The sequence below is a fragment of the Neorhizobium alkalisoli genome, from assembly GCF_002968635.1.
In the GTDB taxonomy this organism is placed as follows: domain Bacteria; phylum Pseudomonadota; class Alphaproteobacteria; order Rhizobiales; family Rhizobiaceae; genus Neorhizobium; species Neorhizobium alkalisoli.
Window position 1 is genome coordinate 14,212 of record NZ_PVBN01000007.1, and the last position, 26,614, is coordinate 40,825.

Genomic DNA, 26,614 nt, shown 5'->3' on the forward strand with positions numbered 1-26,614 from the left:
CATGCTCAAGCGTATCACAGGGTTTTCAACGCCGGTCTTTGGCGTGTCGTGGAATCCGCCCGCTTCCGATCGGGATGCAGTTCGTAAACTACTGGCGTTTCTTGAAGACAGCCGGGCGTTGTTCAACCCTTATTCGGCTGAGGTTGAAGATCACGTTATAGCCTCTATTCATGCCATTCGCCGCGAATGCGTGACCGCCGTGGGCACACTTGGCGAGAATGCGCCGGGTATGGAGAATGTCCGCGCGATCGGGGCGGCCTGTCGGCGCTTTCTTGATGAACCTTACCCGACCTTTGATGACATCATGGATCGGAGGCGCGATCCGTACTTTGAGCGCGATGAATCTTCTGGGAGGTTACGCCAAGGGACACATCCAGCGGCGTTTTTTACCGCCCTTGGCGAGTTGCGAGCCTTTGTTGGTTTGCAGATAGCCATGTTGTCGAGCCTGTATGATATCGACATTCACGGCGATCTGGTTCGCATTTTGCCGCCGGTACTGGAGGATTTGCGATGAGCCGGAATGCGTGTTGATTTAGGTGCTCAATGGCTCTGGACCACTACGTTTCGCAAGTTCATCTGAAAAACTTCTATGCCCCCGATTTGGGGGAGCGGATGTATGCGATCCGAAAGGCTGGCCTCAAAACCTACCAATGCGATTCCTACAGTCAGTGCCGCATCGAGGATGGCAGCACGAATCCCTATCTTCAGGAGCCTCGTATCATCGAGGAGTTTTTGAAAGACGTGGAGCCGCGCTATAACGCTGCCCTTGAGAAGCTGCGGGCAGGGCAGCTTGACGCTGAGTCCATTTTTGCGATTGCCGGATTTGCGGCTTACGTTGAAAGTTGTTCCCCCGCAGGTATGCGCATCCACAGCGCTCCTTTGCGTAAGACATTGGAGGCGACGACGGAATTACTTGAACGTGGTGGGAAACTTCCTCCTCCGCCACCAGAGCTCGGTGGCGGATCGCTGAAAGAGCTTCTGGATTCCGGTCGTGTCCAATTTACGATCGACCCCAAATACCCCCAGTCCATCGGTATCCAGACCATTATCAGGCGGCTCTCGATCTGGGGAAATTCCTGGTGGGACATTCTCATAAACGACAATACGGACAGCCCGTTCCTCACCAGCGACTATCCGGTAGCGATTGAGCCGGAGGGACGGCCCGGGGTCGTGAATCGCATTGTGCCACTTGCTCCGAACCTGGCCCTACGGATCAGGCCTGATCCCGAGGAGCGCAGAATCGTGGATTTGGAATTCCGAAACCTGCGCATCCGGCGGGTTAGGCCCACTACGCAGCAGATAGCAACGGTCAATACGGCAATCGTGCAGGCAGCGGAGACCACGGTTTATTATTCGTCGGATCGTCCGTGGATTCGACCGTTCGTGGAGAAGTACGCGGACTTTCATATCGAGCCCAAAACGATGAAGGTTCCTCATGGGAACGGCTATATGCTGATGTCGACAATGGCTGCCGGTCGGAAGCTATTTGATAGTGAAGTGCGGTTATAGTGCACGGAGTAAAGTCTATGGTTTTTATATCAGTATTTTGCGATTTGCTTCCCCACACTGATTGACACCGATTGCGTTGTATTTTCAAATCAATTTTAAATTGAGGGAAAGATTACATGAAGCTGGTCGATGCAAGGGTTCAAAACTTTCGTTCTGCGGAAGATACGGGGCAGTTTACGATTGAAGGCGTTACCTGCCTTGTGGGAAAGAATGAGGCAGGGAAGAGCGCGGTGCTTCAGGCGCTTGCCGCATTGAATCCCCATACGGCTACACCGGTAGTCTTTGATAAGGAACGCGATTACCCCCGCAGATATTTGACCAGCTATGACTCACGTCATCCATCCGAGGATGCAGTCGTCATTTCAACAACTTGGGAGTTGGAGCAGGAGGAGATAGCAGTCGTAGAGGCCGAATTCGGTCAAGGATGTTTGTCAAACCATAGTGTGGGGATAGTCCGACGCTATGGTCATGATCCCGAGTGGTCGCCCGATATCAATTTTTCAATTGCGCTGGAGCATTTGTACACCAAGCATAAGTTGGACGCGTCTGAGCGCTCCCAAGTGAAGAAAGCCGAAACTTCGGATGCTCTTATTAAGCTCCTCAAAGAACTTGGGACATTGACCGACAAGCAGAAGGGTCTCCTGCAGGAACTTGAGAAATCGGGGAATATTACGGTCTCCGTTACAAAAATACTTGAAAAATATCTGCCCAAATTCATGTATTTTTCAAACTATGACCGAATGGACGGTGCAATTCAGATCGAATCCGTTTCTGCGATGGTGGCAGATAACTCTATCCAACGCGATGACAATCGCGGGAAGAAACTCTTTTATGAGTTTTTGAATTATGCCCATGTTCCTATTGAGGAAATCACAAAGGTCACAACATTTGAAACCTTTAATGCGAGGCTACAATCGGCTTCAAATACCATCACCGATCAGATTCTCGAGTATTGGACGCAAAATCCAGATTTGGCGGTGAATGTTGAAATTGACCCTGCTCGTCCAGGCGATCCTCCGCCGTACAACTCAGGCACCATTGCACGAGCACGAATCTATAATCAGCTCCATCGTGTGGATACTCCTTTCTCTGAAAGGAGCACCGGGTTCGTATGGTTCTTCTCGTTCTTGGTGAAGTTTGCCCAAGTCAAGGATGAAGCACGGCCAGTGATATTGCTTCTAGATGAGCCGGGCCTAACCCTGCATGGGAAAGCGCAAGCTGATCTATTGCGCTTTTTTGACGAAAAACTCGCACCTCATCACCAGATTATCTATTCCACCCATTCCCCCTTCATGGTGGCGCCTGACCGGTTGATGGCCGCCCGGATTGTGGAAGACCACGTGAATATCGATCCCAGGTCGGGCCGACGGTCGCCGATTGGGACAAAGGTTCGAGAAGATGTGCTAGAAAGAGATCCGGATACTCTGTTTCCGCTCCAAGGCGCATTGGGGTATGAGATTTCGCAGACGTTGTTTGTTGGTAAAAACACGCTGCTTGTCGAAGGCCCCAGCGACATTCTTTACTTGCAGGCTCTTTCTGAGGAACTGAGGCAGCGAAAGCGGACGCATCTTGATCCGCGTTGGACGCTCTGCCCGTCAGGAGGGATCGGGAATATCCGACCGTTTATGTCCCTATTTGGCGGAAATTCTCTCAATGTCGCGGTGCTGTCTGACCATGGAGCAAATGAGAAGCGCAAGATCGAGGAACTCAGAAGGGCGGAGATTTTGAAGGCTGGCCACTTCTACTGTATCACCGAATTTGTCGATCAGCCGGAAGGTGATATCGAAGATATTTTCCACCCAGAAATCTTTGTCGAAATTCTAAATGCTGCTTATGACGTGCCAAAGGGCAATTTAATAACAGTAGAATCGCTAGAAAACGCTGATACGGCGACGCCCCGTCTTGTAAAGAAAGCGGAAGCTGTTTTTCGAACTATGCCATCTTCAGTGGCAGGGTTTGATCATTTTGCGCCCGCTGCTTGGCTTATCGGAAATATGGGGGTTTTAAAGGGTGATGCCTTGCCCGTCGAGGAAACCCTCGCTCGTGCCGAGAAGATATTCGCTACTTACAATAAGCTTCTCTAGATGTCTTCCGGCACGGCAACCTCGCTTGCAAATTATAGGCATCGAATAGATCGATAAAAGGATTAGGCATCGACGATCTGCCAACGGTGATTTTCTAACTCCTGTATTTGCGCAGCGGTTAACTGCGCTCGTCCGATCGCCAAGCAGAGAAGGTGCCGGGGGCGGCTGGAAGCGACATAGAGCTTTTTCATAAAGCTTGCGCGGATGGATTCGTTTGTCTTGGGATGGGCGGGATCAAAAATGGGGGCAGCTAGTGCCGGGTTCAAAATAAATGGAATCATCTCTTTGACGTCAAAGAGCTTTTGGTACTTCGTTTCGAGGACAAGTGTCGCATCATGGGTCTCGCCCTTGACTGAATGTATTGTTGATAACTGAACCTTGACCCCGTTTGTCCCCACGAAGCAGTTTCCGGTGTCGGTTTCCTCTACGTGTGTAGGGGGCGGAGAAGGGTCAAACGAAAGAAGGTCCTTAACGACCGCTGAAGCGACGGAAATTCCCAGAATATCCGCAAGCTCTAGAACTTGGACCGCCCACGTCTCAGCAGTTGGTGGGACGCCCATTATCCAGGCTGCACACAACAGCTTAAATCGGTGTGCCGTCGATCTTTCATGGAGATGCGCCGCGAGGTTCAATCGGGAAGGTGGATAATCCTTTCCGCCTTTCCCACGCACCCTGACTCCGGAATGGCGTAACACATCTGCAATCGCCTGCAGAAGAACTTGGTGATAGCGGTGTACATCACCTTTTAGGCATGCTGCGCAATAGGCAACAGCCTGACAGAGAGATGTTGGCGCAAACGATTTGACATGATGCGTTCGGTCAAACTCTGGCCAATAGCTTCGTAGATTAAGCGGCGCTGCGGTCCCAGGCTTGTTTTCCGAGACCCCACCCACGGCTTTGATAATCTTACGACGCTCCGGATCGAGCTGACCGGCAATCGTAGTGAAACTCTCTAAAACCTGGGGAAGGGTGGCTCCATCGTACAGGATGACGGTATTTTTGGGAGCATTAGGCAGCGGGGCGTAAGTGGTGGTGAGAGTAAGCTTTCTGTGGCTAAGGCCGGTGATGTGAGTGGCTACATCAGGTACAAAACGGTGACTTTCCGCAATAGGCAGCAAAACTGCGTTGTTATAGCTGGAATTTGGCTCCTCATTTCCCAAGTCGTCGAAAATGGACTGGTCAGGGTCTCCTAACCGCTGAATATGCCCGCCTTCGAAAATCAGATTAATCAGGTCGTCTTGGAATTTCTGGGCATCCTGCATTTCGTCTATCATCACAACAGGAAAGCGATGCCGCAGTATTTCGAGCACATGGGGATTTTCTGCCATGAGCTTACGCCCCAAGGCATACATTTCAGAATAGAAATAAGCGCCGGAAGCAACCAGTTTGGCCTTGGCGGCGATGAGATCCTTGTAGGAATCTGAATTCGAAAAGCCTGCAAACCCTGGAACATTGAGTACCATTGCATTATCGCGCCAAACGTAACGAAGCTCCGCCACTGATGTGAACTTTTTATCCAGGTAAGCCCGTGTCTTGGGTTTGGTCATTCGTCGCAGGCGCTCTTCGCAATACGCGTCATCAATGCGCGCCACGCTGCCGCCCTCTGAGCGGCAGGCCGGTAGAGCTAGAAAAGTGTTCACGAATTCCTGGATTGTACCGATGAAATGCGGGTACTTCTGAAGTTTGTGACCGCCGGGATGATGCCGTATCCGCTTAAGTATTTCGTCTCTGGCAACATTCGTGTGGGTGAGGACACAAATGCCCCGGAATGGATCCGGCCATTTTTGTATTAGGCAAAGAAGTTTGAGGCCGACAAGAGTTGTCTTGCCACTGCCGGGGCAGGCCTGAATGTCATGAAAATCTTTAATTGCCGCCCGCCGAGCAGCATCGAGAATTAGGGGAGGTTGGTCCGAATGGATTTTGTTGAGCGTCGAGATAACATCGTCAATATCCCCGTCAGAGATAGATATTTCAAACATGCGCAGGTTCCGCCTCATCACCTGCGGCGACAACCTTTTGGCCAGTTACAAAATCGATGGCCCGTAGCAGATAGGACGGCAGTTTTGCACGTAATGCAGTTTGCGCAGCTAGTTGAAGCGCCTGATTTGATGCATCGCGTGCTTCCGTTTGCTCTGCGGTTTCGCCTATCGCGGGCGGTGCCAGTACGGGCGTGAAATCCTTCTCAAGGCGCTGGCTGAGAGCATAGGCGGTTCTGGTTTTTCCGTTCTCGGCCACGATAGCGCCGAAAATTGCTATGGCGCGCTCCTCTGCATCAGCAGGCAAATCCGCAAAGGGTACCGTGGGTTCTGGTATTGTGTCGTAAATTTCAGCGGCTAAGCCATGGCAGATCAAAGCGTATTCAAATGTCCAGACATCGGAAAGCTCGACCCGAACATTTTGGCCGGCGGGTTTGTGTTTGTTATCCACCCAGGCTTTGCGTTTGGCAGCGTTGCCAATGTAGTAAGATTCCCAATACTGTTTGTTCTTCTCTTTCCAGACTTGGAAACCCGAGGGGTTGCCCGCGTCTAGTTTGGCCTTCTCGGGCCAAAGATCCAGATCTCTTAGGCAGACGACCTTAGTAGGCAACCATTTCGCTGAATGTGCTACGTCATCCAATCCTTTTTGCTGGAAGACCTTCGCAAATCGAGCGAAAGCAGTGCTGCCTACGTTCACAACGGATACGCCAAAGTCTTCTAAGGGGCAGCCAAGCAGTTTGGCTATGGTTGGTACTAGGATGTTCTCGCCATCGCCTTCGACAACGATTACTCCTCGTGCAAAAAACAAGTTCGCCTTCGTCACATCGAGAAATTTCTCCAGAAAGACGTAGTCGTTAGGATCGAGGGCCGTGGAGCCAGCTCGCATGGGGAATGCCTTCCCACCCGACATCACAATGATATTCCCAAGAGGCGCCTTTGAAGCGAGATTTGGGCTGTGCGTCGTGAGCACGCTTTGCAACGGAGGCTTGCCCTCACCACCAAAATCCTCACGGATTGCTTTGAGAAACTTCATTTGGAGCTGAGGGTGGAGATGAGCCTCGGGCTCCTCAATGAGCAACAACGGGAAATCGTCGTGCTCTTGTTCGAGCAAGAGTAATTCAGTCGCCATAAAGAGCAGGTTGCTGTACCCAAGTCCCTGATTGCGATCGCTCTGATCGATAAGGAGCTGGAGGCGTTCGAGAATGCTCCGGAACATCTGCTTGCGTGCAACCGGGCTTAGTTTCGCAAGGTCCGTGCCGCCGACAATTTCAATAATAGGATCTAGCGGGTTGCCGCTAAAATCCAAGCCCTGCAACTGGCGTTTAATCCGGCTGAGACTGGCTTCAATTCCCGCATTGGCGATTATATGGCCATTTGCGTCGATGAGAGCTTGAAGCAGATTGTCAATGACACCAGCTTCGCGGAAACGGTCTGATGCTTGTAGCACTTGGGCCAAGCGAGAGCCCCGACCTCCCATCAGTTCTGCTTCGGCATCCCGCAACGGGCGGAGGTAGGTCGCAGCCAGATAATCACGCACCTCCCGCTCAATACTTGGGCCTTCACCTGTGGCGCCGGAACGAACGTCCGTGCGGATGAAGCGATTGCCTCGTATCAGTTGATCTGTCTGCTCGGCTTGGAAGTTGAGATACAAAACCGAGCGCTTCGTACCTGCTATTTCCTCGTGGGTAAGGTGTTCGACAAAAACCGCTGCCTGACGAGTGCTGATCTCTGCGAATTTCAGTTGGATCGAAAATTTCGTCTGGTCATGACGAAAATCGCTGTCTTGTATCCGGACCCAGTCTACCGAACGTGCGGTCAGCGCGTAGCGGATGGCATCAATCAAGGCGGTCTTGCCCGAGTTATTTTCTCCGACAATCAGATTGAGGCTCTTATCTAAATCGACCTTGAATTCATCGAATATCCGGAAACCGGTGATCGTCACTGTTTGCAAATACATACGGCTGAGTCCCTCTTAGGGTTGCAGCCTACCATCACCTAACATAGACGCCTAGTTGATCGGCCAGATGAAATTTGCCGTGGTTGTTGAGGCTTTGTGAGGTTCTGCGATAACTAATAGAGGACGAATAATCAGAGGGCTGGGCGGAATTATCCTGATAGGGTCACCGCTTCTCAGCAGTAGTGATCCAAACCACGCAAATCTTAGGTGGCTTTCGATGCTGAGGGTTTGTTGTCGCGTCGCGCGTCAATCAACACCACGTCCGGACTATCGGTCAACTTAAGGTCTTTCAAGATACCCCTGACCTTGGCCAACTCTGCCGCCGTAAAATAGATGATCGCCTTGATGCCCGATTTGGCGTCGCTGGCTTTCTGGTATATCTCGACCTGCTTTTCGAGATTCTTGGCCAGCTTCGAGTTTTTGGCGAGTTTCATCTCAACTAGCGTCTTTTCGGCTCCTCGGCTAATTTTGAAATCAACCGGACCTCGACCGTCGTTGGCTTCAGCTCCGAAATCGGACGGCGTCCCAAACCAGACCAGGCGATAAAGGACATGCAGATCCTTCTCGCGCTCAATAGGGACGCCCTTATCGTCGTAAAAGAACCGGTGCCCGCCCTTATTCTCGATGACGTCCTTCAGATAAGCAAGGCGGACGTGGGCTTCCTCGTAAGTCGATTTTCCGATCTCGTAAAACTTGGTGTCGGCAACCAGTAATGCCTGCAAGGCTCGCAGTTGCTCAATGAACATGTACTCGATCGCAAGAACCTTTTCGGCGCTCACGTCCGACGCGTCATCGCCGTGCTGTTCCTTCAAACGAATGTAGTAGTCGATAATTTCGGGAAATTTTCGCATCGTTGCGACGGCAGCCTTCGCACGTTCTTTTTGGGTGGGCTCGGGCTGCTTCTTTCCGGGCTGTTTGGGGCGCCGTCTCAGCTCAGTTTCGAAGTAATTGAACACAGACGACCGCAACTGCACATCGGGAATCGCTGTAGGGATGTTTTCAAAGCCATCTATCAGATCGTCCTTGTTGATCCAGTTTTCGTCACGAGTGAGCATGTCTTTGGGAGACAGAATGACATAATCGCCGTTGACCCAGGGAAGCTTATATTTGGCGCGTGACCAAGCTTGGGTCTGGTAGTTGAAGTGGGCTCGCTCAACCCATACCTCCCGAACGGCACTGGGAGGTAGATGGGCGACGGCAAATGCCTCCGTGTATTTGCAGAGAAAATCTTTGATGAGGTTGGTGGTGAAGTCGCTGATGTTATCGCGTCCGACACCGTCGGAAACCAGGCAAACCTTCTCTAGATGGCTACTTTCCGTGATCTGCTCTTCCCCGAAATTCGGGAAGATGACGTTGAGATTGGCGTGAAGGTTACGCGCGAAGTCCATTCCCAATCCGGCACCGCCGTTTCCGGAAACGGAAAAGCCCAACCAGTTCTGCTTAACCTCTTTAAAGCAGTACCAGTTGCGCAACTCGCCCTCGTTCACAGGGCCGGCAGAAGCTCGGTCACGCAGAAAAACAAGGTAGGTAATAATCGCCTCGTGAAGCTCGACGTATTCGGGTTTATCACTATGGAAAAGCAAAAAAGGATCAATGAAGAGCGGCAGGTCGTTAACAATTGAAATATTGAGAGCTCCGTATTCCTCAAATACTTCTGCATCGACGCCGAAATAGTCGCTGATGAATGTTGCCATGAATTCCCCTTCCCATTCTAGAGTACAGGTGAAGTCAGGCCATAACAACAGGTTGCATAAAGATCATACTCTTCTCCACAGTTGAGAGAGGTGTATGTCGGTCAGTCGTTTAATTGCAGAATTCCAAGTTAGCACGAAATTTAGCACAAAAAAATTCTGTATCGAAATTATATAAACATTACAGCTAGATACGGGGGTACTCGTCAGGCTCATAACCTGAAGGCCGCAGGTTCAAATCCTGCCCCCGCAACCAGTTCAAACATAAATCAATAACCGCTCCCATCTGATGGGGGCGGTTTTTGCGTTTAAAAGGCACAAAACGGCAGGATGTGGACTGCCATGACCCTCTATAGAAGCGTTGGATCTGTTCCGCCAAATATCCAGCACCATCAAAGAGGCTCCTGCATTCGTCGATCGGGAAGCTGACCGACATTCCAGATTTTCGTTCGCCAAGATTCGTCACATCATATTATTTCTAATGCAGGCGTACGTAGCGCTTGTGCCTGCCAGGCATGGACATCTGTGTTTGCCGGGTATTTCGGTTGTCGTTCACTGCTTGCAACTCGCCCCGATTACTTCAACCTGATGGCACGGTTGCCACAAGATGTCATATTGGAAGCGATCCTTGAGGAACCCCGCTGTCGTCCCCCTTCCGCTTGCCAAGAACATCGCCGGTTCCCAGAATTTCCGAGCGTCGGACACCGCCATAATCGCTCAGTAGGCCAATGACTACCTTTGCTTCAACGGCAAGTTCTGAAGGCTTGGCAAGTTTCTTGGCGAATGCTGCATCCTCTAGCGCCTGAGCGGCCTTGAAAAGTTCTTGACCAGAATTCGCCTTTGAGAAGAACTCCACAAGCCCTTCAACTGGCAATTCCGCAGCAGCCTTTTCAAATCCGCTTCGAATTTTTGCAGCCGCTGCGCCGCTTTGATCTAGGAAATCAGTTGCGACGCTTTCCGCAAAATCAAGATAGCGCCTTGCTGCAGCATCGTCACTTTGCCCGAAGATCATCCCGGAGCGAAAATGCTCCTTTCGTGCATCGTGGTCGGCGAGAACGAGTTCTCTCCCGAGGAAATCCGCCGCGATCGAGACCAGAGCGCAGGTGAAATAGAATGCCCGCGTTATCGGTCCCGTGACCAGCCGTTCGCGGTCGCGAGCCTCCTTCAAGAGTTTTACGGCATCATCCACCCAATGATTTAGGGCAGCAAAGTCAATTCCCCTGGAGACTTCAAGTCTCGCGGCTTCAACGAATACACCAACGTTGGATCTGTCGATCGTGGTTCCGCGCCATTCCCTGTCTACGACTTCAAACGGGAGGCGTTCTCCATCGTTCGAGTACCTTTTGACGATTGCATCGAATACCCCACTAGAAAGAACTTTTATCTGTAGCCGATTCGCGAATTTGTAGGCGGTATCACGGGCCCCCTGGGAAGCGATGACGGCATCATCTGCACCGACCGCAGCTTGCAAGCCTTTGAGCCACACCGCTCGCTCAAACGCCTTTCCCCGCTTCTTATTCTTGATATCGACGATGGTGATATGGCGGGAAAGTGGGCTAGATCGGGTGTACACCCAAAGATCTATGTCCGTAACAGTCTCAGAACCCTCTTTAACCGGAACACCGCGCAGAACGAACGAACCAAGGCCCCTAAAATATTCGCGCAGAGCTTCCTCGGCAGCCCCACCCTTGTCCGTGCCGTCGTTAACTTTCGCCATCAACGCTTCCTTAGAATGTTCAGTGACCTCGCGGCCGCAGCCTTCGCTTCGGGAATATCTTTGCGGCGTTCTTCTGTACGCGCTGTTTCGGGCCCCGCAAAGTCCGTCTGTCGATTTCCTATCACAAGCTCGGCCGCGATCTTAGCCGCGTCTCCCCGGAGAACAAGTTCGCGCGCCATTTTGCCGACTTCCGGCTTTAGCAACGTCAATCTGTGGCCGTTCGACGACGAGGAAACCTGGACCACGCCCTTGCGCTCAAGGGCCGTGTAATCGCGTTTAATGGCGCTCGCCCATCCTTCTACATATCCCCGGTTGATGAAGCGACCCCCGCTCGATCGAGCTCTCCAGCGAATTGATGAAGGTCTCGATCGGGATCTCGCTCTTGGCGATCTTTTCCTTGAGGTATTTCGAACCCTTGGTCCAAGTCCACATGATGAGCATGATGACGACGGCGAGTGCTACCGGCACCCAACCGCCGTCGTGTACTTTGACCAGGTTGGCCGCGAGGAAAACCGCTTCGATGACGAAGAGCGGCGCGAGCACGATGGCGGCGGTGAATACAGAATATCCCCAGACGGCGCGCAGGAACTGGAAGGCCATCAGCGTCGTGACGACCATGGCGCCGGTAACAGAGATACCATAGGCGGTTGCAAGCGACTCGGAATCTCCGAACGAGAAGATCAGCACGATGACGCCGATGAAGAGGATCATGTTGACCGCAGGCACGTAAATCTGGCCAGTATTCGTCTCCGACGTGAACCGGATCATCAGGCGCGGCAGGAAGCCGAGATGCACAGCCTGGCGGGCCAGCGAAAAGGCTCCTGTGATCACTGCCTGGCTGGCAATGATCGTTGCCATCGTGGCGAGGATGACCATCGGCAGCAACGCCCATTCCGGATAGAGGAGGTAGAAGGGGTTCTCAATGGCCGTCGGGTGGCTGAGAATAAGCGCGCCCTGGCCGAGGTAATTGAGGCCGAGAGCGGGGAATACCAGGATGAACCAGGCCACGCTGATCGGCTTTCGGCCGAAATGGCCGAGGTCTGCGTAGAGCGCTTCGGCGCCGGTCACCACCACCGATTAGAGGTTCAAGGTCGGCGGCAGGGGAAATTCCACGTCTACATAATCATATAGACAACCACTTCAGGTTCCTTGGTCGACAAAATCGGACCAAAACGACAGCGGGTTGCTGAATGCCTGATATCTCGCCCTATTTGTGCAAAGCCGACAGACTGAATATTGGTTCGTTGGAGCCGGTTTAGGTGACAGGAAAAGGTATTGCGATGACTGCTCGACCGCAACGATGGATGACGCGCGACTTCGTGTTCACGCCGCCGGCCGCGTTTCCCGATGTCGTCGCACGCCAACTCGAGCGCTTCGACTTGCGGCCCTACCCTCATGATACGGAGCTGCCGTCTCTGTTCGTGCTCGCACTCGACCTAGGTAAGCCGTGGGAGTTCGACGAGGCGTTCGCGCCGCTCGCGGCGGATCTCGTCGGGCAGAACGGTCCAGCCGAATGGTCCCTTGCAGCAGTGCAGGTGCTGGGGCGCGAAGGACGATATGGAACGGGGACAGGATCGTCTGCGAAGGGAGAATCGATCGCCGCCGGCGTTGCGCTTGTCCGAGGTCGGGGTAACCGCGTCTGGGCATTCGGTTGGCGTTCAGCGTCTGGCGACCGGGAAACGGTCGAGAGGAATTACAACGTGCTCATGCAGAGTCTGCAAGCACGGGCAAATCGGATCAGCGAAACAACGCTTCGGCGACAATTTGAGGGTCAGGAGAAGAACCGCCGCGCGGTTATCGAGGCGATCGACGCCGGACAACGCGGCAGCGATGCAACGCCCGATCCGGCAGACGGTGTATGGGAACAACGCTTTGCGACGGCCCTGGGAGAAAGCGACCCATCGATGGTCGCGGGAATGTTTGCGACCGCAGTGGCCCTTGTGGAGGAGCCCTATGGGGAAGAGGCGCCCGTTGGCGCCAGCCGCATCGGTGGCGGGCCCGATCTTCCGCCGAACATATGGCCGGGTAACGCCCGTGGAATGCGTCATCCGTTCCTGATGCAGATCAATCTTACCGAGATCACGGCCGCTTGCGGGCCGATGCGGCCTTTGCCGGACGAGGGGCTCTTGTCGTTCTTTGTCCACGACGATGCTCTGCTGCTCGATGTTGTCTATACGCCGCCTGGCGCGGCGCTTGTCCGCCATCCAATGACCGAAGCGATCGTCGAAGCTTCAGCCGCCGCGGTAGGGGTTGCCGGGGGTCTCGACCCAGCCGGGCAGCCGGGCTCTTTGCCGCACACGGAAGGAGACGTGGTCACGGCGGAGTTGATGGCTGACGGAACGCTGAAGTTCACGCATACACCTGATCCGCTCTGGGCGGTGGGCGAACCCGGGCGCGCGTTCGAGGCCTTGTCGGACGAGCGTTGGGCAAGCACGGCATATGCGCGCCTGCGGTTCAAGCGAGCCCGATCGTTCGATGCCTCGGGTGCGGAGATGCGGATCGAAGAGACAGGTGTGGGTTCGCTCGATGAACTCTACGAAACCAATGAGGCGTTCCAGCGTGCCGTGGTTGGTCAGCATGCTGGTTCCGCAACACCTCAGATTCATCAAATGCTTGGTTACGCGACGATCCAAGGCAATCTCGACTGCCGTGAGGAAGCGGCGAGGCTGGCAGTGTCTGCAGGACACATCGATCTGGGCGACCCAGACGGTTGGATCGTCCTCGTCTGGCTACGCGCGGGCTCGGCGACTGGGCGTGAGTTTTGGGACGCCGACGATCTCTTCATCATGGCCCCCGCTGCGGATCTTGCCGGAAAGCGTTGGGACCGCTGCATCCTTCTGTCCGGATAGGCCTTCCACTCGACACGAGAACGTCAGGGTCGATAACACGCGAGCCGGCTTCGCCGATGGCGCAATCGTCTGGACATCTTCTGGGATCCTAACGCCGCGCCGTACACTGGAAAGTACGGCGCTGCCGGGAATAGCCAACTCAATTTGGGCAAGATGCGTGTCGCTGACTTCGTCGCCGGCACAGGCGCCCTCAACCTCCCACATGTTCTTCGCGATACTGCTGCCGACGGCCGAGGTGATGGCGCTCGCTGCTACGTCGTCCCTTCATACGAGCTTTGCCTTGACTAGGCCCTGAATGGCCTCGCCGAGAATAATGGCCTAATCCTCGAATTTGACGCCGGCGCACAGCGATTGCGAAAGCCCAGCGATGTTCTCACGCTCGGGCGGTTAAGGACGACAATAACGGGTCCTCGCTGCAGCTACTCCGCGGCTTCAACGAAGCGGTGACGCTCGTAGAGGAATTTGAGGACGGCCTCGCGGCACTTGAGATATGTGCGGTCGGAGGCGAGTTCGATGCGGTTGCGGGGGCGATCGATCTGGACGTCCAGCACTTCGCCGATCTGGGCCGACGGTCCGTTGGTCATCATGACGATGCGATCGGAAAGCAGCACCGCCTCGTCGACGTCATGGGTGATCATCACCATCGTGTTGCCGAGCCGGCTGTGGATTTCCATCACCGCATCCTGCAGATGCGCACGGGTCAGCGCGTCCAGTGCGCCGAAGGGCTCGTCGAGCAGCAGGATCTTCGGCTCCATTGCGAGAGCCCGGGCGATGCCGACGCGCTGCTTCATGCCGCCGGAGATTTCCGAAGGCCGCTTGTCCTTGGCATGCGCCATCTGGACGAGGTCCAGATTGGCCATCACCCATTCGTGGCGCTCGGCCTTGCTTTTCGTCCGGCTGAAGACCTTGGCGACGGCGAGATTGACGTTTTCATAGACGGTCAGCCAAGGCAGCAAGGAATGGTTCTGGAAGACAACGGCACGTTCCGGGCCGGGTGCATTGACCTCGCGATTTTCGAGCAGGACCGCGCCGGACGAAACCGGCGTCAACCCGGCGACGAGGTTCAGCAGGGTAGATTTGCCGCAACCCGAATGACCGATGATGGAGACGAATTCACCCTTGCAAATCGTCAGGTTGATGTCCTTCAGCACTTCGGCGCGCACGCCACCGCGGTCGAAATACTTGTCGATATGATCGAGCTTCAGATAGGCGTTCATGGTCCGCTCCTCAGTTTGCCGAAGCGCCGCGGGTGATGATCTTGCCGAGCGCGGAAACCACCTTGTCGAGGGCAAAGCCGACGACGCCGATATAAGCGAGCGCGACGATGATGTCAGGCAGCCGCGACGAGTTCCACGCATCCCAGATGAAGAAACCGATGCCGACGCCGCCGGTCAGCATTTCCGCCGCAACGATCGCCAACCAGGAAAGGCCGACACCGATGCGCAGGCCGGTAAAGATGTAAGGGGCTGCGGACGGCAGCATGATCTTGAAGAAGAATTCGAACTGGTTAAGACGCAGCACCTGAGCGACGTTGCGATAGTCCTGCGGGATATTGCGCACGCCGACGGCTGTGTTGATGATGACAGGCCAGATCGAGGTGATGAAGATCACGAAGATCGCCGACGGGTTCGAATCCTGGAAGGCTGCGAGCGATAGCGGCAGCCAGGCAAGCGGCGGCACGGTGCGCAGAACCTGGAAGATCGGATCGAGGCCGCGCATGGCCCAGACGGACTGGCCGATGATCGCGCCGACGATGACACCGGCGACTGCAGCAAGCCCGAAGCCGTAGGCGACGCGCTGCAGCGATACCAGGACACGCCAGCCAAGTCCGATATCCTGAGAGCCATAGTTGAAGAAGGGGTAGGCGATCAGGTCATAGCTTTCCTGCCAGACCTGATGTGGCGATGGCAGCGACGCCTGCGGCGACGAACAGAGGACCTGCCAGACGAGCAGGATCAGCGCCAATACGACGACCGGCGGGACAACGTTCCGCAAGGCGGACGCGCCCAGCCGGCGGAAATCGATCTTGGCGACCTGCCTGCCGGAAAAGGGAACGACTTTCCCCGCCGGTTTGGCGGAGGCGGTCGTGGAGAATTTTTCTTTTTTTGCCAGGGCGGACATCAGCGCTCCTCACGTGAATAAAAAGCCGGCGCGCCCGTCACGCGCCGGAGGCGGGGGTTCAGGACGCAGCCTTGATCGAAAGGCTGTCGAGATAGGCCGAGGGGTTTTCCGGGTCGAAGACCTTGCCGTCGAAGAAGGTTTCCTTGCCACGGGATGACGAGGCGGGAATGTCTGCAGCCGCGACGCCGAGCTCCTTGGCGGCGAGGCGCCAGATATCTTCGCGGTTCACCTGGTTTACCAGTGCCTTGATATCGGTGTCGGCAGGAAGATTGCCCCAGCGGATATTCTCGGCCATGAACCACGTGTCATGGCTCTTGAACGGGTAGGAGGCGCCGTCCTTCCAGAATTTCATGTAAAGATCGGTGCCTTTGGCCTCGCGGCCGTTGCCGTAGTTGATGTCGCCCTTGAGGCGGCCAAGAACATCCTTTGCAGGAACGTTGAACCACTGGCGCTTGCCGAGGATCTCGGCCATTTCCGCCTTGTTGTCCATGCTGTCGCACCATGCTTGAGCTTCCATGACGGCCATCAACAGCGCCTTGGCGGCATTGGGGTTCTTTTCGATCCAGTCGGCGCGAAGGCCGAGCGCCTTTTCGGGGTGACCCTTCCAGAGTTCACCGGTGGTGGCGGCCGTGAACCCGATCCCCTGGTTGACGAGCTGCTCGTTCCACGGCTCGCCTACACAGAAGACGTCCATGTTGCCGACCTTCATGTTGGCCACCATCTGCGGCGGCGGCACGACGATCGTGGATATATCCTTGTTCGGGTCGATGCCGCCGGCGGCGAGCCAGTAACGGATCCAAAGGTCGTGGGTGCCGCCCGGGAAGGTCATGGCAGCCTTGATTTCCTTGCCCTCGGCCTTCTTCTTTTCAAAGGCGGCCTTCAGCTTCGAGGCGTCGAGCTGGACGCCGGTATCGGCATATTCCTTGGCGACCGAAATGCCCTGGCTGTCGAGGTTGAGGCGGGCAAGGATCGCCATCGGCACGGGCTTGTTGTTCTGCGTCACTTTGCCGGTGTGCATGAGATAGGGAAGCGGCGAGAGGATATGGGCGCCATCGATGCCGTTCGCCGCGCCGCCGAGAACGAGGTTGTCGCGGGTCGCGCCCCAGGAGGCCTGCTTGGCCACATCCGCATCGGGAAGGCCGTATTTTGCGAACAGCCCCTTTTCCTTGGCAATGACGAGAGGCGCGGCATCGGTCAGCGCGATGAAACCGAGCTTGACACCGGTTACTTCCGGGCCAGCGGCCGCGGCGAAGGCACCGGAAGGAAAGGCAGTCTTGACTGCGCCGATGAGGGCTGCAGTGGCAGTTGTCTTGAGCATGCTGCGGCGTGTGATGCCGTTGGTCAAAATCCCAGTCATCGAAATCTTTGTCATTCGCAGGTTCCCTCTGCTGGCCGGATTTGGGACAAAAAAACGCCGCTCGGAAATTGCGTCCATGGGAGGGGAGGATCCCGGACAGCAAAGACCTTACGACGTCGGTGTCTTGTTAAGCGCTTATGCCGCGCCTATCTGCGCCGATCGCCATTGACCGGTGCAAATTAAGCGACGCAAGGGCCGTGCCAGTTTTCAACGGCATGGTAACGATATGAAATAAAAGGAGAAATACGTTATTTTCAAAACGCTTATTTTTAAGGCATTTGTATGAATCGCTGATATTTTGGGCGTTGAGTGCTGTGGTCGCATTCATGAAAGCGCTCAATTTGTGCAGTGCATTAGGAAAACCTGCCTGCATCCCCGTCAATCCGACCGCCACGAGAGCGTCAAGCGCCTCACGGATGATTGGCCAGGGTCCTCGAGGCGACACTTTTCGCCGCAGCTCACGAAGCGCAGGCGATTTCGAGTCCTCGATAGACCGGTCGGAGGACGCATTGAGCGAATTGCCAACCCAGAAGGATGCCATTCCGCTGTTCGTGAAGTCTGCGATGGCTGTGGTCGGGGCTGGCGGGAAGAGGGTCAGCGAACTGTTGGCCTCGCATCGCAATCGCAGCGCCGTGGAGCCGCTAACGCACCAGCTTCAAATCCTGCCCCCGCAACCAAACAAATCTCTAAGGCAATCACAAAAGCCCCCAACGGGGCTTTTTGCGTTTCTGGCATCCCAGAACGTACCACTGCGTATCCCAGGTGCAGGGCGAACTGCTGGATCGCGGACGAGACGGTCCAAGAGCTTGCCAAGAGCAATAAACACGATATTCATAGTCATGTTATTATGGGCGCTCGAGCCGACCATTCAGTTGATGGATTGCAGCGTCGGGCGCTGCAGAGAGAAATCGCTGTCGAGAAGGGTTTCTTCGCGATGTTTCGTCCGCAGGCAGCGATATTATTATGCCGGCTAAGAGTGGATCTAGAAATTGAGTTATTGGCATTCCATGATCTGGCGTACCGAGGGTATTCGGGTGGTGGCGCCTGTCAAATGGCGCCAGCTTGACGGGCTGGTGAGTGTCTTATGGGAAGCTGAGAGCCAGTCGGGGGCGACCGGTTACTATCTATCCGACGACCCGCGCATCATGATATTTTTCGACGACGTTTCCTCGCGAATACGAATTTCCAATCAGGACGGAGAGTTCTCGCAGCATTATCGCCCCATGACGCGCGCGATCTATGTTCCCGCCGGTATCCCGATGTGGACCAGCAGCAAATCCATACACCGCTTTTCGCATCTCAATCTTCATATGCACAGGGATCGGATGCTGAGATTTTTGTCGCCCTCGATAGGGGCGTCGGCGGCGGTGACGGCCTTGCGCCGACCGGTAGAAATTCAGGATATCGGCGCCATCGAAACACTGGCGGCTCTGCTGGTCGACGAGATAGCAAGCCCGTCGAAGCACGCGATCTATGCCGAGAGCCTTGTGGGCAGCATCGTCGCGGGTCTTCTCGATATCCCCGAGAACGAAGGCAAGACCGCCAATGGCAGGCTTACGCAAGCTCAAATGAACAAGCTCATCTCTCGCCTCAATGCCCGTAGCGATTGCCGTCTGACCATCGCCGAGATGGCAGCGACGGTCGGCTTGTCCGAAAGCTGGTTTGCCACCGTCTTCAAGCAGACAACGGGCAAAACGCCGCTGCAGTGGCAGCTTTCAAAGCGCATCGACCTTGCCAAAAAGCTGTTGTCGGAAAGCGATCTTTCCATAGCAGGGATCGCGGTCCAGTTGGGCTTTTCCGATCAAGCTCACCTGACGAAGGCCTTTGGGCAGATTGCAGGCGACACACCCGCCGCATGGCGCCGGATGCAGCAGATTCGCCAGTTCTGAGAGATGCCCCGGCCGAACGGCTGCGGACGGGGCGGGTCATCACCAGGTCTGGCGTAACGTCGCCATGATCGTGCGGCCGGGATTGTAGAAGTCCGCCCCGAAGCCGCCTTGGGCGATGTGCTTTTCGTCGAAAAGGTTGCTGACGTTCAGCTGGAACGTGGTGTTTTCCTGGATTTTGTAGGTGAAGGCGGCATCGAAGACGACATTGCCTTCCGACGATCCGGTGTTTGCATCGTCGTAATAGTACGAGCTCATATAGCGCCCGCCGAGCCCGAACGTCATGTCGCCGCGGCTCCCGTTGCCTTCGAGCGCGTAGTTGAGCCAGAGCGAAGCAAGGTGCTCGGGTACCCGCTGAGGGCGGTTGCCTTCGTTTACTCCGCCGTTTTCGACGATCTCGGCATCCATATAAGAATAGGCTGCGGTCACGCTGAGACTGTTCGTCAGTTCGGCCTTGGCTTCGAGATCCAGGCCTCGGACCCGGATTTCGCCCGTGGTCGTTTGTTCGAACGGCGGCGAGGCCTCCGTGACAGTGATATTTTTCTTTGTCAGGTCATAGACAGCGGCGCTGAAGAGGGCGGGGAAGCCATCCGGCCGATACTTTACACCGATTTCATATTGTTCGCCGATTTCCGGTTCGACGCCGGTCTCCGGCGGCGCGACGGAGTCGGCATAGCTGACATAGGCCGAAAGCTCGCCGGTGATTTTATAGGTCAGGCCGAAGCGCTTGGTGAATTCGCTCGGGTCGGCGCCGGCTGTGGAGCCATCGAACCTGTTGGTCTCGCTGAGGTCGAGCCAGTCGTTACGCAGTCCGACGGTTGCGACAAGCTTGTCGAAGAAGGTGACGTCTTCCTGAAAATAGACAGCCTTCGTCTTTTGATCGCTCTTTGTGCTGGCGATGAGTGGAACCGAGGCAGGCGCTCCCGTGTAGACGGGGTTCGTCCAGTCGATCCCGGGCGCGGGCCCCCAGTAGGTGTCGTTGTAGGTTTGCGTCGTGTTGTATTCCAGCCCAAGCATGCTGCGGCTGTCGATATTGTCGAAGCTTGTTTCGTAGAGCAGATGCGCGTCGATGATGAACTGTTCGGTGGTGCTGTCGTTCCCGAAATAGGCGCGGTCGGCAATCGTCGAACCACCCGTCGGCGTGTTGGAAACGTAGGCATATCCGAAATCGGTGTTCGCCTTGCTATAGCGCGCGTTCGTGCTGAACGTCAGGCCGTCGCCGAAATCATGGTCGAACATGACGCTCACCGAGTTCCGGTTAATGCCGCGATAGTTATAGTCGGGCTCTCCGAAGAAGCGGCTTCTGGCGAAATCGGAGCCAACCGGATGGCCGCCGCTACCGGGAACGCCATCCTTGTCCAGATGATCGAATACCACTGACAGGCTGGTATCGCCGCTCGGGCGCCATGTCAGCCCGCCCATAATGAAATTCTCGTCGTCCTGCGAATAATCGTATTCCGCCTCGGCCCGCTTGAACTTGCCGGTCAGGCGATAGGACAGCGTGTCGTCTTCGGTAATGTTGTCGCCGAAGTCGAAGCCCGTCTCTGCGTGGTTGAAGGAGCCGCCGGTGACATAGGCTTCGCCGAAACGGTCGCTTTTCGGTCGCTTGGTCACGAAGTTCACGGAGCCGCCGGGATCCGAAACGCCGAAACCCGTCGAATTCGCGCCTTTCAGGACCTCGACGCGCTCATAGGCATAGGCCTCCTCCCGAAGTCCGCCGAAGGGTCTGCCGATGACCAGTCCGTCCCGATACATATAGGCGTCGAAACCACGGATCTTGAAATAATCGAAACGGTCGTCCGAGCCGTAGAAGTCCGTGCTCACACCAGCGGTATACTGCAATACCTCCTCAACGCTGCTCGCGCCGCGCTCCTGAATTTCCCTGGAGGTGATGACGGAGACCGAGGCGGGCGTATCCAGGATATCCGTCGGCATCTTGCCGCCGCCCGTCGTCTCTGTCGCGACGATCGACTTCGAATCGTTGTCGGTGTTGAGGCTGCTGCGGCTTCCTTGAATGACAATCGGTTTGAGTGTGGTGTCGGGACTTGAACTGGCGGCCTCCTGGCCAAACGAGAAAGTCGGCGCAAGCGCAATAAGCGCCGTACAACCCAGAAGCACCGCATACCGGTAGCGGATAACGGCCTGTCTTGGATAAGCGCCAGTTCTTTCGATGTGCATCTTCACGTCCCAGAAGTTGGTGTAGCCATTGCTGGCTTTCGGCAGAAGGGTGCCGAGATCGGCGAGAATTTTGAGGGCATCCCGAAGTGCATTCAGCCAGACGTGGGCGAGAGGTCGCCTTTCGAACCCGGCTGCTGCAATGGTTTGGTCCCCGTGACGGCTACTAACTTGAGTCGACTTATCCAGTATTGTAATTTTCCGGGGTTTTGTAGGATACAACGGGAAATATCGCGGCTCCTTTCTCCAGGGCCGGCATTTTCGTTGACGCCGCCCGATGAACCTGAGAGTGGAAGTCCACTTAACATGAGGCGGAGTCTGCGCGATGCTGCGGTTCTTTCTTCCTGCCGTACGGGTGGCGGCGGCTTGCGTTTGGATTATTGCCTTCAGCGAAGCTGGTGCGGAGGAAGGCACGTCCTATCCGATCACCATCAGGCATGCTCTAGGCACGACCACTCTCACCAAAAAGCCCGAGCGGGTAGCGACGGTTGCCTGGGCGAACCATGAAGTGCCATTGGCGCTCGGAATCGTACCCGTGGGCTTTGCCGCGGCCAATTTCGGCGACGATGACCGCGATGGGATCCTGCCTTGGGTGGCCGAAAAACTGGCCGAACTCCATGCAGACAAGCCGGTGCTTTTCGACGAAGGTGACGGGATTGATTTCGAGGCCGTGGCGGCCACCAACCCCGATGTGATCCTGGCATCCTATTCCGGCTTGAGCCAATCGGACTATGATACCCTGAGCCAAATCGCTCCGGTCGTCGCCTATCCCGAAGCTCCGTGGTCGACCGACTGGCGCGAGATGATACGCTTCAACAGCGCCGGGCTCGGTATGGCTGCCGAGGGCGAGGCTCTGGTTGCGAAGATCGAGGCCGATATCGCCCGGACCGTTGCCGGGCATCCCGAACTTCAAGGGAAATCGGCGATGTTCATCACTCATCTCGATGCAACGGATCTGAGTATCGTCAACTTCTACACAACAAACGATACCCGGGTGAAGTTCTTTGCGGATCTCGGGCTGAAGGCACCGAGAAGCGTCGTCGAGGCGTCGGCACCGGGGAAGTTTTCGGGTTCCATCAGCGCTGAGCGCATCGACGCGTTCGACGATGTCGACCTTGTCGTAACCTACGGCAACCAGAAACTGCTCGATGCGCTGGCGGCGAACCCCCTGATGGCAAGAATGCCGGCTGTCGAGAAAGGAGCGCTCGTCATGTTAGGCAGGAATCCGCTCGGTACGGCGGCAAATCCGACACCACTTTCGATCCCTTGGGTATTGAAGGACTACGTGGTGTTGCTAACCGACGCCGCCAGAAAGTCGAAATGACATCCGGCAGCCTAAAATCGCCCCGCCGGTGGTCTGCCTCCGGGCGGTCGAACCGTATCCGGGGCCTCTGGCTGGTGGGTCTGCTTGCGCTTCTTGCCGTGCTCCTGGCGCTCTCGTGCACGATCGGCACGCGCGAGGTCGGCTGGGCCGACATCGTCGCTGCCCTTGCCGGGCAGATCGACAGCATTGGGCAGGCGGCCGTCAGTGTCCGCATTCCGCGGACGCTGCTTGGCCTGCTCGCCGGAGCCGCACTCGGGCTCGCCGGAGCGATCATGCAGGGTGTGACGCGCAATCCTCTCGCCGATCCGGGCATTCTCGGCGTCAATATGGGAGCATCGCTTGCCGTCGTCCTGGGTGTTACCTGGTTCGATATCGCCTCTGCCGACGCCTATATCTGGACCGCCGTTTTCGGAGCCGCGTGTTCCGCGATCTTCGTTTACGCCATCGGCTCGCTCGGGCGTGGCGGAGCGACTCCCCTCAAATTGGCGCTTGCCGGCGCCGCGACATCGGTTGCCTTCTCCTCCATGGTGCTTGCGGTGGTGCTGCCTCGAAACGATATCGCCGGCGGCATCCGCTCGTGGCAGATAGGCGGCGTCGGCGGAGCGACTTTCGAACGTATTTTTCCGGTGCTGCCGTTTCTCGTGGTCGGTTTTGCGATCAGTCTTCTCTCGGCACGAAAGCTGAACTCGCTGGCTTTGGGCGATGAACTCGCGGCCGGGCTTGGCGAGCGCGTCGCCGTGGCTCGCGCCGTTGCCGCGCTTGGCGCAATCCTCTTGTGCGGGGCAACCACAGCGGTCTGCGGGCCTATCGGCTTTCTGGGATTGATCGTGCCGCATCTTTGCCGGTCGCTGGTCGGGGTCGACCATCGGTGGCTGCTGCCCTTTTCCGCATTGGGTGGAGCCTGCCTGCTGCTGGCCGCCGATATCGTCGGACGTATTGTCGCCAGGCCTGCCGAACTCGACGTCGGCATCGTCACGGCGCTTGTGGGTGCGCCGTTCTTCATCTGGATTGTCAGACGCCAGCGGGTGCGCGAGTTGTGACGATGCTCTCTCCCACCCTCGATCGCATCATTGAAAGCCGCCGCCGCCGTGCGCGCAGGCACGCCCTTGTCGTCGCGATCCTCTTGGTTCTTGTAGTCGCGATTTTTGCGCTTACCCTGTCGCTCGGGCAATCCTTCATGCCGCCAGGGGATGTCATCCGCGTGCTGCTTGGCGAGAACGTGCCGGGCGCAAGCTTCACCATCGGGCAACTGAGGCTGCCGCGGGCCGTACTTGCTGTGCTTGCGGGTCTGAGTTTCGGGCTCGGCGGCGCGGCCTTTCAAATCATGCTGCGCAATCCGCTCGCAAGCCCGGATATCATCGGGATCAGCTGGAGTGCAAGCGCAGCCGCGGTGTTCGCCATCGTCGTGCTGTCGCTGAAGGGGCCGGTCGTATCGATCTTTGCCGTGGTCGCCGGTCTGGGGGTCGCGCTGCTGGTTTATGCCCTTTCGTCCAGAAACGGGGTCGCCGGGACACGGCTCATCCTCGTCGGGATCGGGGTTTCGGCGATGCTGGAGAGTTTCATCGCCTACATTCTATCCCAGGCTCCAGCCTGGACCCTCCAGGAGGCGATCCGCTGGCTGACGGGGAGCGTCAACGGTGCGCAGCTTGGTCAGGCGCTCCCGCTTCTGATAGCGCTGGTCGTGTTCGGTGGGCTTCTTTTAAGCCGTGCGCGAGATCTGGAGGCCTTGCGGCTGGGAGACGATACCGCCGCCGCCTTGGGGGTCGGCGTTGCGAGGGCCCGCGTCATGATCATCGTGGCGGCAGTCGGCATGATTGCGACCGCGACGGCGGTGACAGGCCCGATAGCTTTCGTGGCCTTTCTGTCCGGACCGATCGCTGCCCGCATCGTGGGAAACAGCGGATCGCTGCTGATCCCTTCGGCGCTGATTGGCGCCATATTGGTGCTGGCGGGCGATTATGCGGGTCAGTTCCTTTTGCCAAGCCGCTATCCGGTCGGCGTTGTGACCGGCGCGCTGGGTGCTCCCTACCTGATTTTTCTGATCGTACGCGCCAACCGGACCGGGAGTTCGCTTTGACCGTCCACTCTCTTACAGTCAACCAGCTTTCGGCCGGCTACGGCGAGATCGAGATTTTGCATGGGCTCGATCTTGTCGTGCCGCCCGGCAAGATTACCGTGATCGTCGGCGCCAATGCCTGCGGCAAGTCCACGCTTCTGCGGGCGATGTCCCGGCTGCTCTCTCCGTATCGGGGGCATGTCCTGCTGGACGGCAAGTCGATCCACCGGACCCCGCCGCGGGAACTGGCCCGGACATTAGGGCTGCTTCCCCAGTCGCCGATTGCTCCCGAAGGCATCACCGTTGCCGATCTCGTCAGCCGTGGACGACATCCGCATCAGAGCCTGTTTTCGCGCTGGACACGCAAGGACGACGAGGCGGTGGACGGTGCGCTCGCCGCGACCAAAACCTCGGATCTTGCCGAAAGGCCGGTGGACGAGCTTTCCGGCGGGCAACGCCAGCGGGTCTGGATCGCCATGGCATTGGCACAGCAGACGGAGGTGCTGTTGCTGGACGAGCCGACGACATTTCTGGATATCAGCCACCAAGTCGAAGTGCTGGATCTGCTGACCGATCTAAACCATTCGCGTGGAACCACCGTCGTCATGGTACTGCATGATCTCAATCTGGCGGCGCGCTATGCAGACTGTCTCGTCGCAATGGCAGGTGGCCGCGTTCACGTCTCCGGTACCCCGGAGAATGTGCTGACGGAAGAGAATGTGCGGCAGGTCTTCGGCCTCGAAAGCCGCATCATCCCCGATCCCACCTCGGGCCGGCCGATCATGCTCCCGATCAGCCGACACAGGATGGTAATGGAACAAGATTTCAAGGAGAGCCGGCCATGAACGCGGTTCAGCAATTCAAACTTTCAGGCATAGCGCTTCCGAAGGACGCCGGAAGCATGCTCGACGAAATCTGCGAGCATTTCGTCGAGCATGCGGACGTGCAGCGAACCGATGACCTCGCTCTGCTTTTCAGCAAAACAGGGAGCGCGAGTATTCGCATCCAGGACCAGAAGCTCCTGATCGAGCTGACCTGCCCGTCGGAAGCAGAACTTCAGATGAGCCGCACCATCATCGCGGAACACCTGTTTTATTTTGCCAAGGACGAGCCGCTCGAGTTGAGCTGGTCACAGCCGGCATCGCTTTCGGTACTGCCGAACATCCACGAAGTCACTATCGTTTCTGCGGAGGACGTCACTCCACACATGCGTCGGGTGAAGTTTTCATGCACCGACATTGCGCCCTTCGTCGGCGGGGACATGCATGTCCGCCTCCTCGTTCCGCCGAAGGGCAGATCACCGGTGTGGCCTGGACTCCGCGAGGACGGCCGCGTGGCGTGGCCGGGGGGAGAGGACGAACTTCTGGTTCGGGTCTATACGATCCGTGCTGTCGACATCGAACGCCGAGAGCTCTGGATCGACTTCCTGCAACACCCGGTGCCCGGCGTCAAAACTCCCGGGGCCGATTTTGCCCGGGATGTGCAGCCGGGGGAAAAAATCGCGCTGCTCGGACCGGGCGGTGGCGGCCTTCCGGAGGCGCAGTCCATTCTTCTGGCCGGGGACGAAAGTGCGCTTCCCGCCATTGCGCGCATCGCCGCCGAGGTGCCGCCGGATACGCGTATGCAGGCGATCATAGAAGTGTTGGATGAGGCTGAAGAGCAGCCTCTTCCGTCGGCAGGTTCGCTCGAAGTCCGTTGGCTGCATCGGAGGAGTTACCCGCCCGGAGCAAAAAGCATCCTTGCGGAAGAGACCAAAAAAGCGATCGCTTCCATCGATGGCCAAACGTTCGTCTGGGCCGCCTGTGAAAAGGAAGATGTGCGATCCATTCGCGCCTTCCTGAAAAGCCATCGGCATGAGCGGAAGAACATGTATGTGGCCTGGTATTGGGAGCGCGATCCCGCCTGAGCCGAT

The 26,614-nt window shown here is 56.6% G+C and carries 19 protein-coding genes and 1 pseudogene; 10 read left to right on the top strand and 10 right to left on the bottom strand.

Annotated features, from left to right (window positions below):
* Window position 1: 1 nt before the first annotated feature.
* The 3 genes from C5L13_RS16315 to C5L13_RS16325 all read left to right on the top strand — a co-directional run bounded on the left by C5L13_RS16315 (window position 2) and on the right by C5L13_RS16325 (window position 3,593).
* Window positions 2-514 (top strand): DUF6650 family protein, encoded by a 513-nt coding sequence (locus C5L13_RS16315; protein WP_105384358.1) that lies wholly within the window; start codon window positions 2-4, stop codon window positions 512-514.
* Between the two features lie 29 nt (window positions 515-543).
* The gene (locus C5L13_RS16320; RefSeq protein WP_105384359.1) at window positions 544-1,509 is read left to right on the top strand and encodes a DUF4238 domain-containing protein; all 966 of its coding nucleotides are present in this window, start codon (window positions 544-546) and stop codon (window positions 1,507-1,509) included.
* Window positions 1,510-1,625: 116 nt separating this feature from the next.
* Window positions 1,626-3,593 carry an AAA family ATPase gene (locus tag C5L13_RS16325; protein WP_105384360.1) on the top strand — a complete coding sequence of 656 codons (1,968 nt, stop codon included), beginning with the start codon at window positions 1,626-1,628 and terminating at the stop codon, window positions 3,591-3,593.
* Between the two features lie 62 nt (window positions 3,594-3,655).
* Here the strand turns inward: C5L13_RS16325 and C5L13_RS16330 are convergent, their stop codons facing one another.
* The 5 genes and pseudogenes from C5L13_RS16330 to C5L13_RS16360 form a co-directional block, all read right to left on the bottom strand.
* Window positions 3,656-5,572 carry a UvrD-helicase domain-containing protein gene (locus C5L13_RS16330; RefSeq protein WP_158693467.1) on the bottom strand — a complete coding sequence of 639 codons (1,917 nt, stop codon included), beginning with the start codon at window positions 5,570-5,572 and terminating at the stop codon, window positions 3,656-3,658.
* Window positions 5,565-7,526: an ATP-dependent nuclease gene (locus tag C5L13_RS16335; protein WP_105384362.1), complete on the bottom strand. Its 1,962-nt coding sequence runs from the start codon at window positions 7,524-7,526 to the stop codon at window positions 5,565-5,567. Before C5L13_RS16335 ends, C5L13_RS16330 begins: the two co-directional genes overlap by 8 nt.
* Before the next feature lie 203 nt (window positions 7,527-7,729).
* Window positions 7,730-9,220 carry a hypothetical protein gene (locus tag C5L13_RS16340; RefSeq protein WP_105384363.1) on the bottom strand — a complete coding sequence of 497 codons (1,491 nt, stop codon included), beginning with the start codon at window positions 9,218-9,220 and terminating at the stop codon, window positions 7,730-7,732.
* Window positions 9,221-9,827: 607 nt separating this feature from the next.
* Window positions 9,828-10,934, bottom strand: a complete 1,107-nt coding sequence (locus tag C5L13_RS16350) for a hypothetical protein (protein ID WP_105384364.1) — start codon at window positions 10,932-10,934, stop codon at window positions 9,828-9,830.
* Window positions 10,935-11,240: 306 nt separating this feature from the next.
* Window positions 11,241-12,008: pseudogene (locus C5L13_RS16360) on the bottom strand (KUP/HAK/KT family potassium transporter); the annotation flags it as partial.
* Window positions 12,009-12,214: 206 nt separating this feature from the next.
* Between C5L13_RS16360 and C5L13_RS16365 the strand changes: the two are divergent.
* Window positions 12,215-13,783, top strand: a complete 1,569-nt coding sequence (locus tag C5L13_RS16365) for a DUF1963 domain-containing protein (RefSeq protein ID WP_105384366.1) — start codon at window positions 12,215-12,217, stop codon at window positions 13,781-13,783.
* 419 nt (window positions 13,784-14,202) lie between these two features.
* Here C5L13_RS16365 and C5L13_RS16370 read toward each other — a convergent pair whose 3' ends face one another.
* From C5L13_RS16370 to C5L13_RS16385, 4 genes are all read right to left on the bottom strand, one after another.
* Window positions 14,203-15,000 carry an ABC transporter ATP-binding protein gene (locus C5L13_RS16370; protein WP_105384367.1) on the bottom strand — a complete coding sequence of 266 codons (798 nt, stop codon included), beginning with the start codon at window positions 14,998-15,000 and terminating at the stop codon, window positions 14,203-14,205.
* Between the two features lie 10 nt (window positions 15,001-15,010).
* Entirely contained in the window at window positions 15,011-15,904 is an 894-nt protein-coding gene (ntrB, locus tag C5L13_RS16375; RefSeq protein ID WP_105384368.1) for a nitrate ABC transporter permease, read from the bottom strand.
* 58 nt (window positions 15,905-15,962) lie between these two features.
* Window positions 15,963-17,276 (bottom strand): CmpA/NrtA family ABC transporter substrate-binding protein, encoded by a 1,314-nt coding sequence (locus tag C5L13_RS16380; protein WP_205836845.1) that lies wholly within the window; start codon window positions 17,274-17,276, stop codon window positions 15,963-15,965.
* A 112-nt stretch (window positions 17,277-17,388) separates the two neighbouring features.
* Window positions 17,389-17,802: a hypothetical protein gene (locus C5L13_RS16385; protein ID WP_105384369.1), complete on the bottom strand. Its 414-nt coding sequence runs from the start codon at window positions 17,800-17,802 to the stop codon at window positions 17,389-17,391.
* Between the two features lie 448 nt (window positions 17,803-18,250).
* On the opposite strand from C5L13_RS16385, the gene C5L13_RS16390 reads away from it, so the two are divergent.
* Window positions 18,251-19,150 (top strand): helix-turn-helix domain-containing protein, encoded by a 900-nt coding sequence (locus C5L13_RS16390; RefSeq protein WP_205836846.1) that lies wholly within the window; start codon window positions 18,251-18,253, stop codon window positions 19,148-19,150.
* A gap of 39 nt (window positions 19,151-19,189) precedes the next feature.
* Here C5L13_RS16390 and C5L13_RS16395 read toward each other — a convergent pair whose 3' ends face one another.
* Complete coding sequence (locus tag C5L13_RS16395) at window positions 19,190-21,325, bottom strand: TonB-dependent siderophore receptor (RefSeq protein ID WP_105384556.1); 2,136 nt, start codon at window positions 21,323-21,325, stop codon at window positions 19,190-19,192.
* A 322-nt stretch (window positions 21,326-21,647) separates the two neighbouring features.
* Here C5L13_RS16395 and C5L13_RS16400 point away from each other — a divergent pair, with 322 nt between their 5' ends.
* Genes C5L13_RS16400 through C5L13_RS16420 form a run of 5 tightly spaced genes read left to right on the top strand, consistent with a single transcriptional unit; the run spans window position 21,648 to window position 26,608 of the window.
* On the top strand, window positions 21,648-22,646 hold the full coding sequence (locus tag C5L13_RS16400; RefSeq protein ID WP_105384371.1) for an iron-siderophore ABC transporter substrate-binding protein: 999 nt from the start codon (window positions 21,648-21,650) through the stop codon (window positions 22,644-22,646).
* Window positions 22,643-23,686, top strand: coding sequence for a FecCD family ABC transporter permease (locus C5L13_RS16405; protein WP_170117280.1), 1,044 nt, complete (start codon window positions 22,643-22,645; stop codon window positions 23,684-23,686). The genes C5L13_RS16400 and C5L13_RS16405 overlap by 4 nt, the downstream gene beginning before the upstream one ends.
* A 2-nt stretch (window positions 23,687-23,688) precedes the next feature.
* The gene (locus C5L13_RS16410; protein WP_105384373.1) at window positions 23,689-24,723 is read left to right on the top strand and encodes a FecCD family ABC transporter permease; all 1,035 of its coding nucleotides are present in this window, start codon (window positions 23,689-23,691) and stop codon (window positions 24,721-24,723) included.
* Window positions 24,720-25,547 carry an ABC transporter ATP-binding protein gene (locus C5L13_RS16415; RefSeq protein WP_105384374.1) on the top strand — a complete coding sequence of 276 codons (828 nt, stop codon included), beginning with the start codon at window positions 24,720-24,722 and terminating at the stop codon, window positions 25,545-25,547. The genes C5L13_RS16410 and C5L13_RS16415 overlap by 4 nt, the downstream gene beginning before the upstream one ends.
* The gene (locus C5L13_RS16420; protein WP_105384375.1) at window positions 25,544-26,608 is read left to right on the top strand and encodes a DUF2218 domain-containing protein; all 1,065 of its coding nucleotides are present in this window, start codon (window positions 25,544-25,546) and stop codon (window positions 26,606-26,608) included. The genes C5L13_RS16415 and C5L13_RS16420 overlap by 4 nt, the downstream gene beginning before the upstream one ends.
* Window positions 26,609-26,614: the final 6 nt, after the last annotated feature.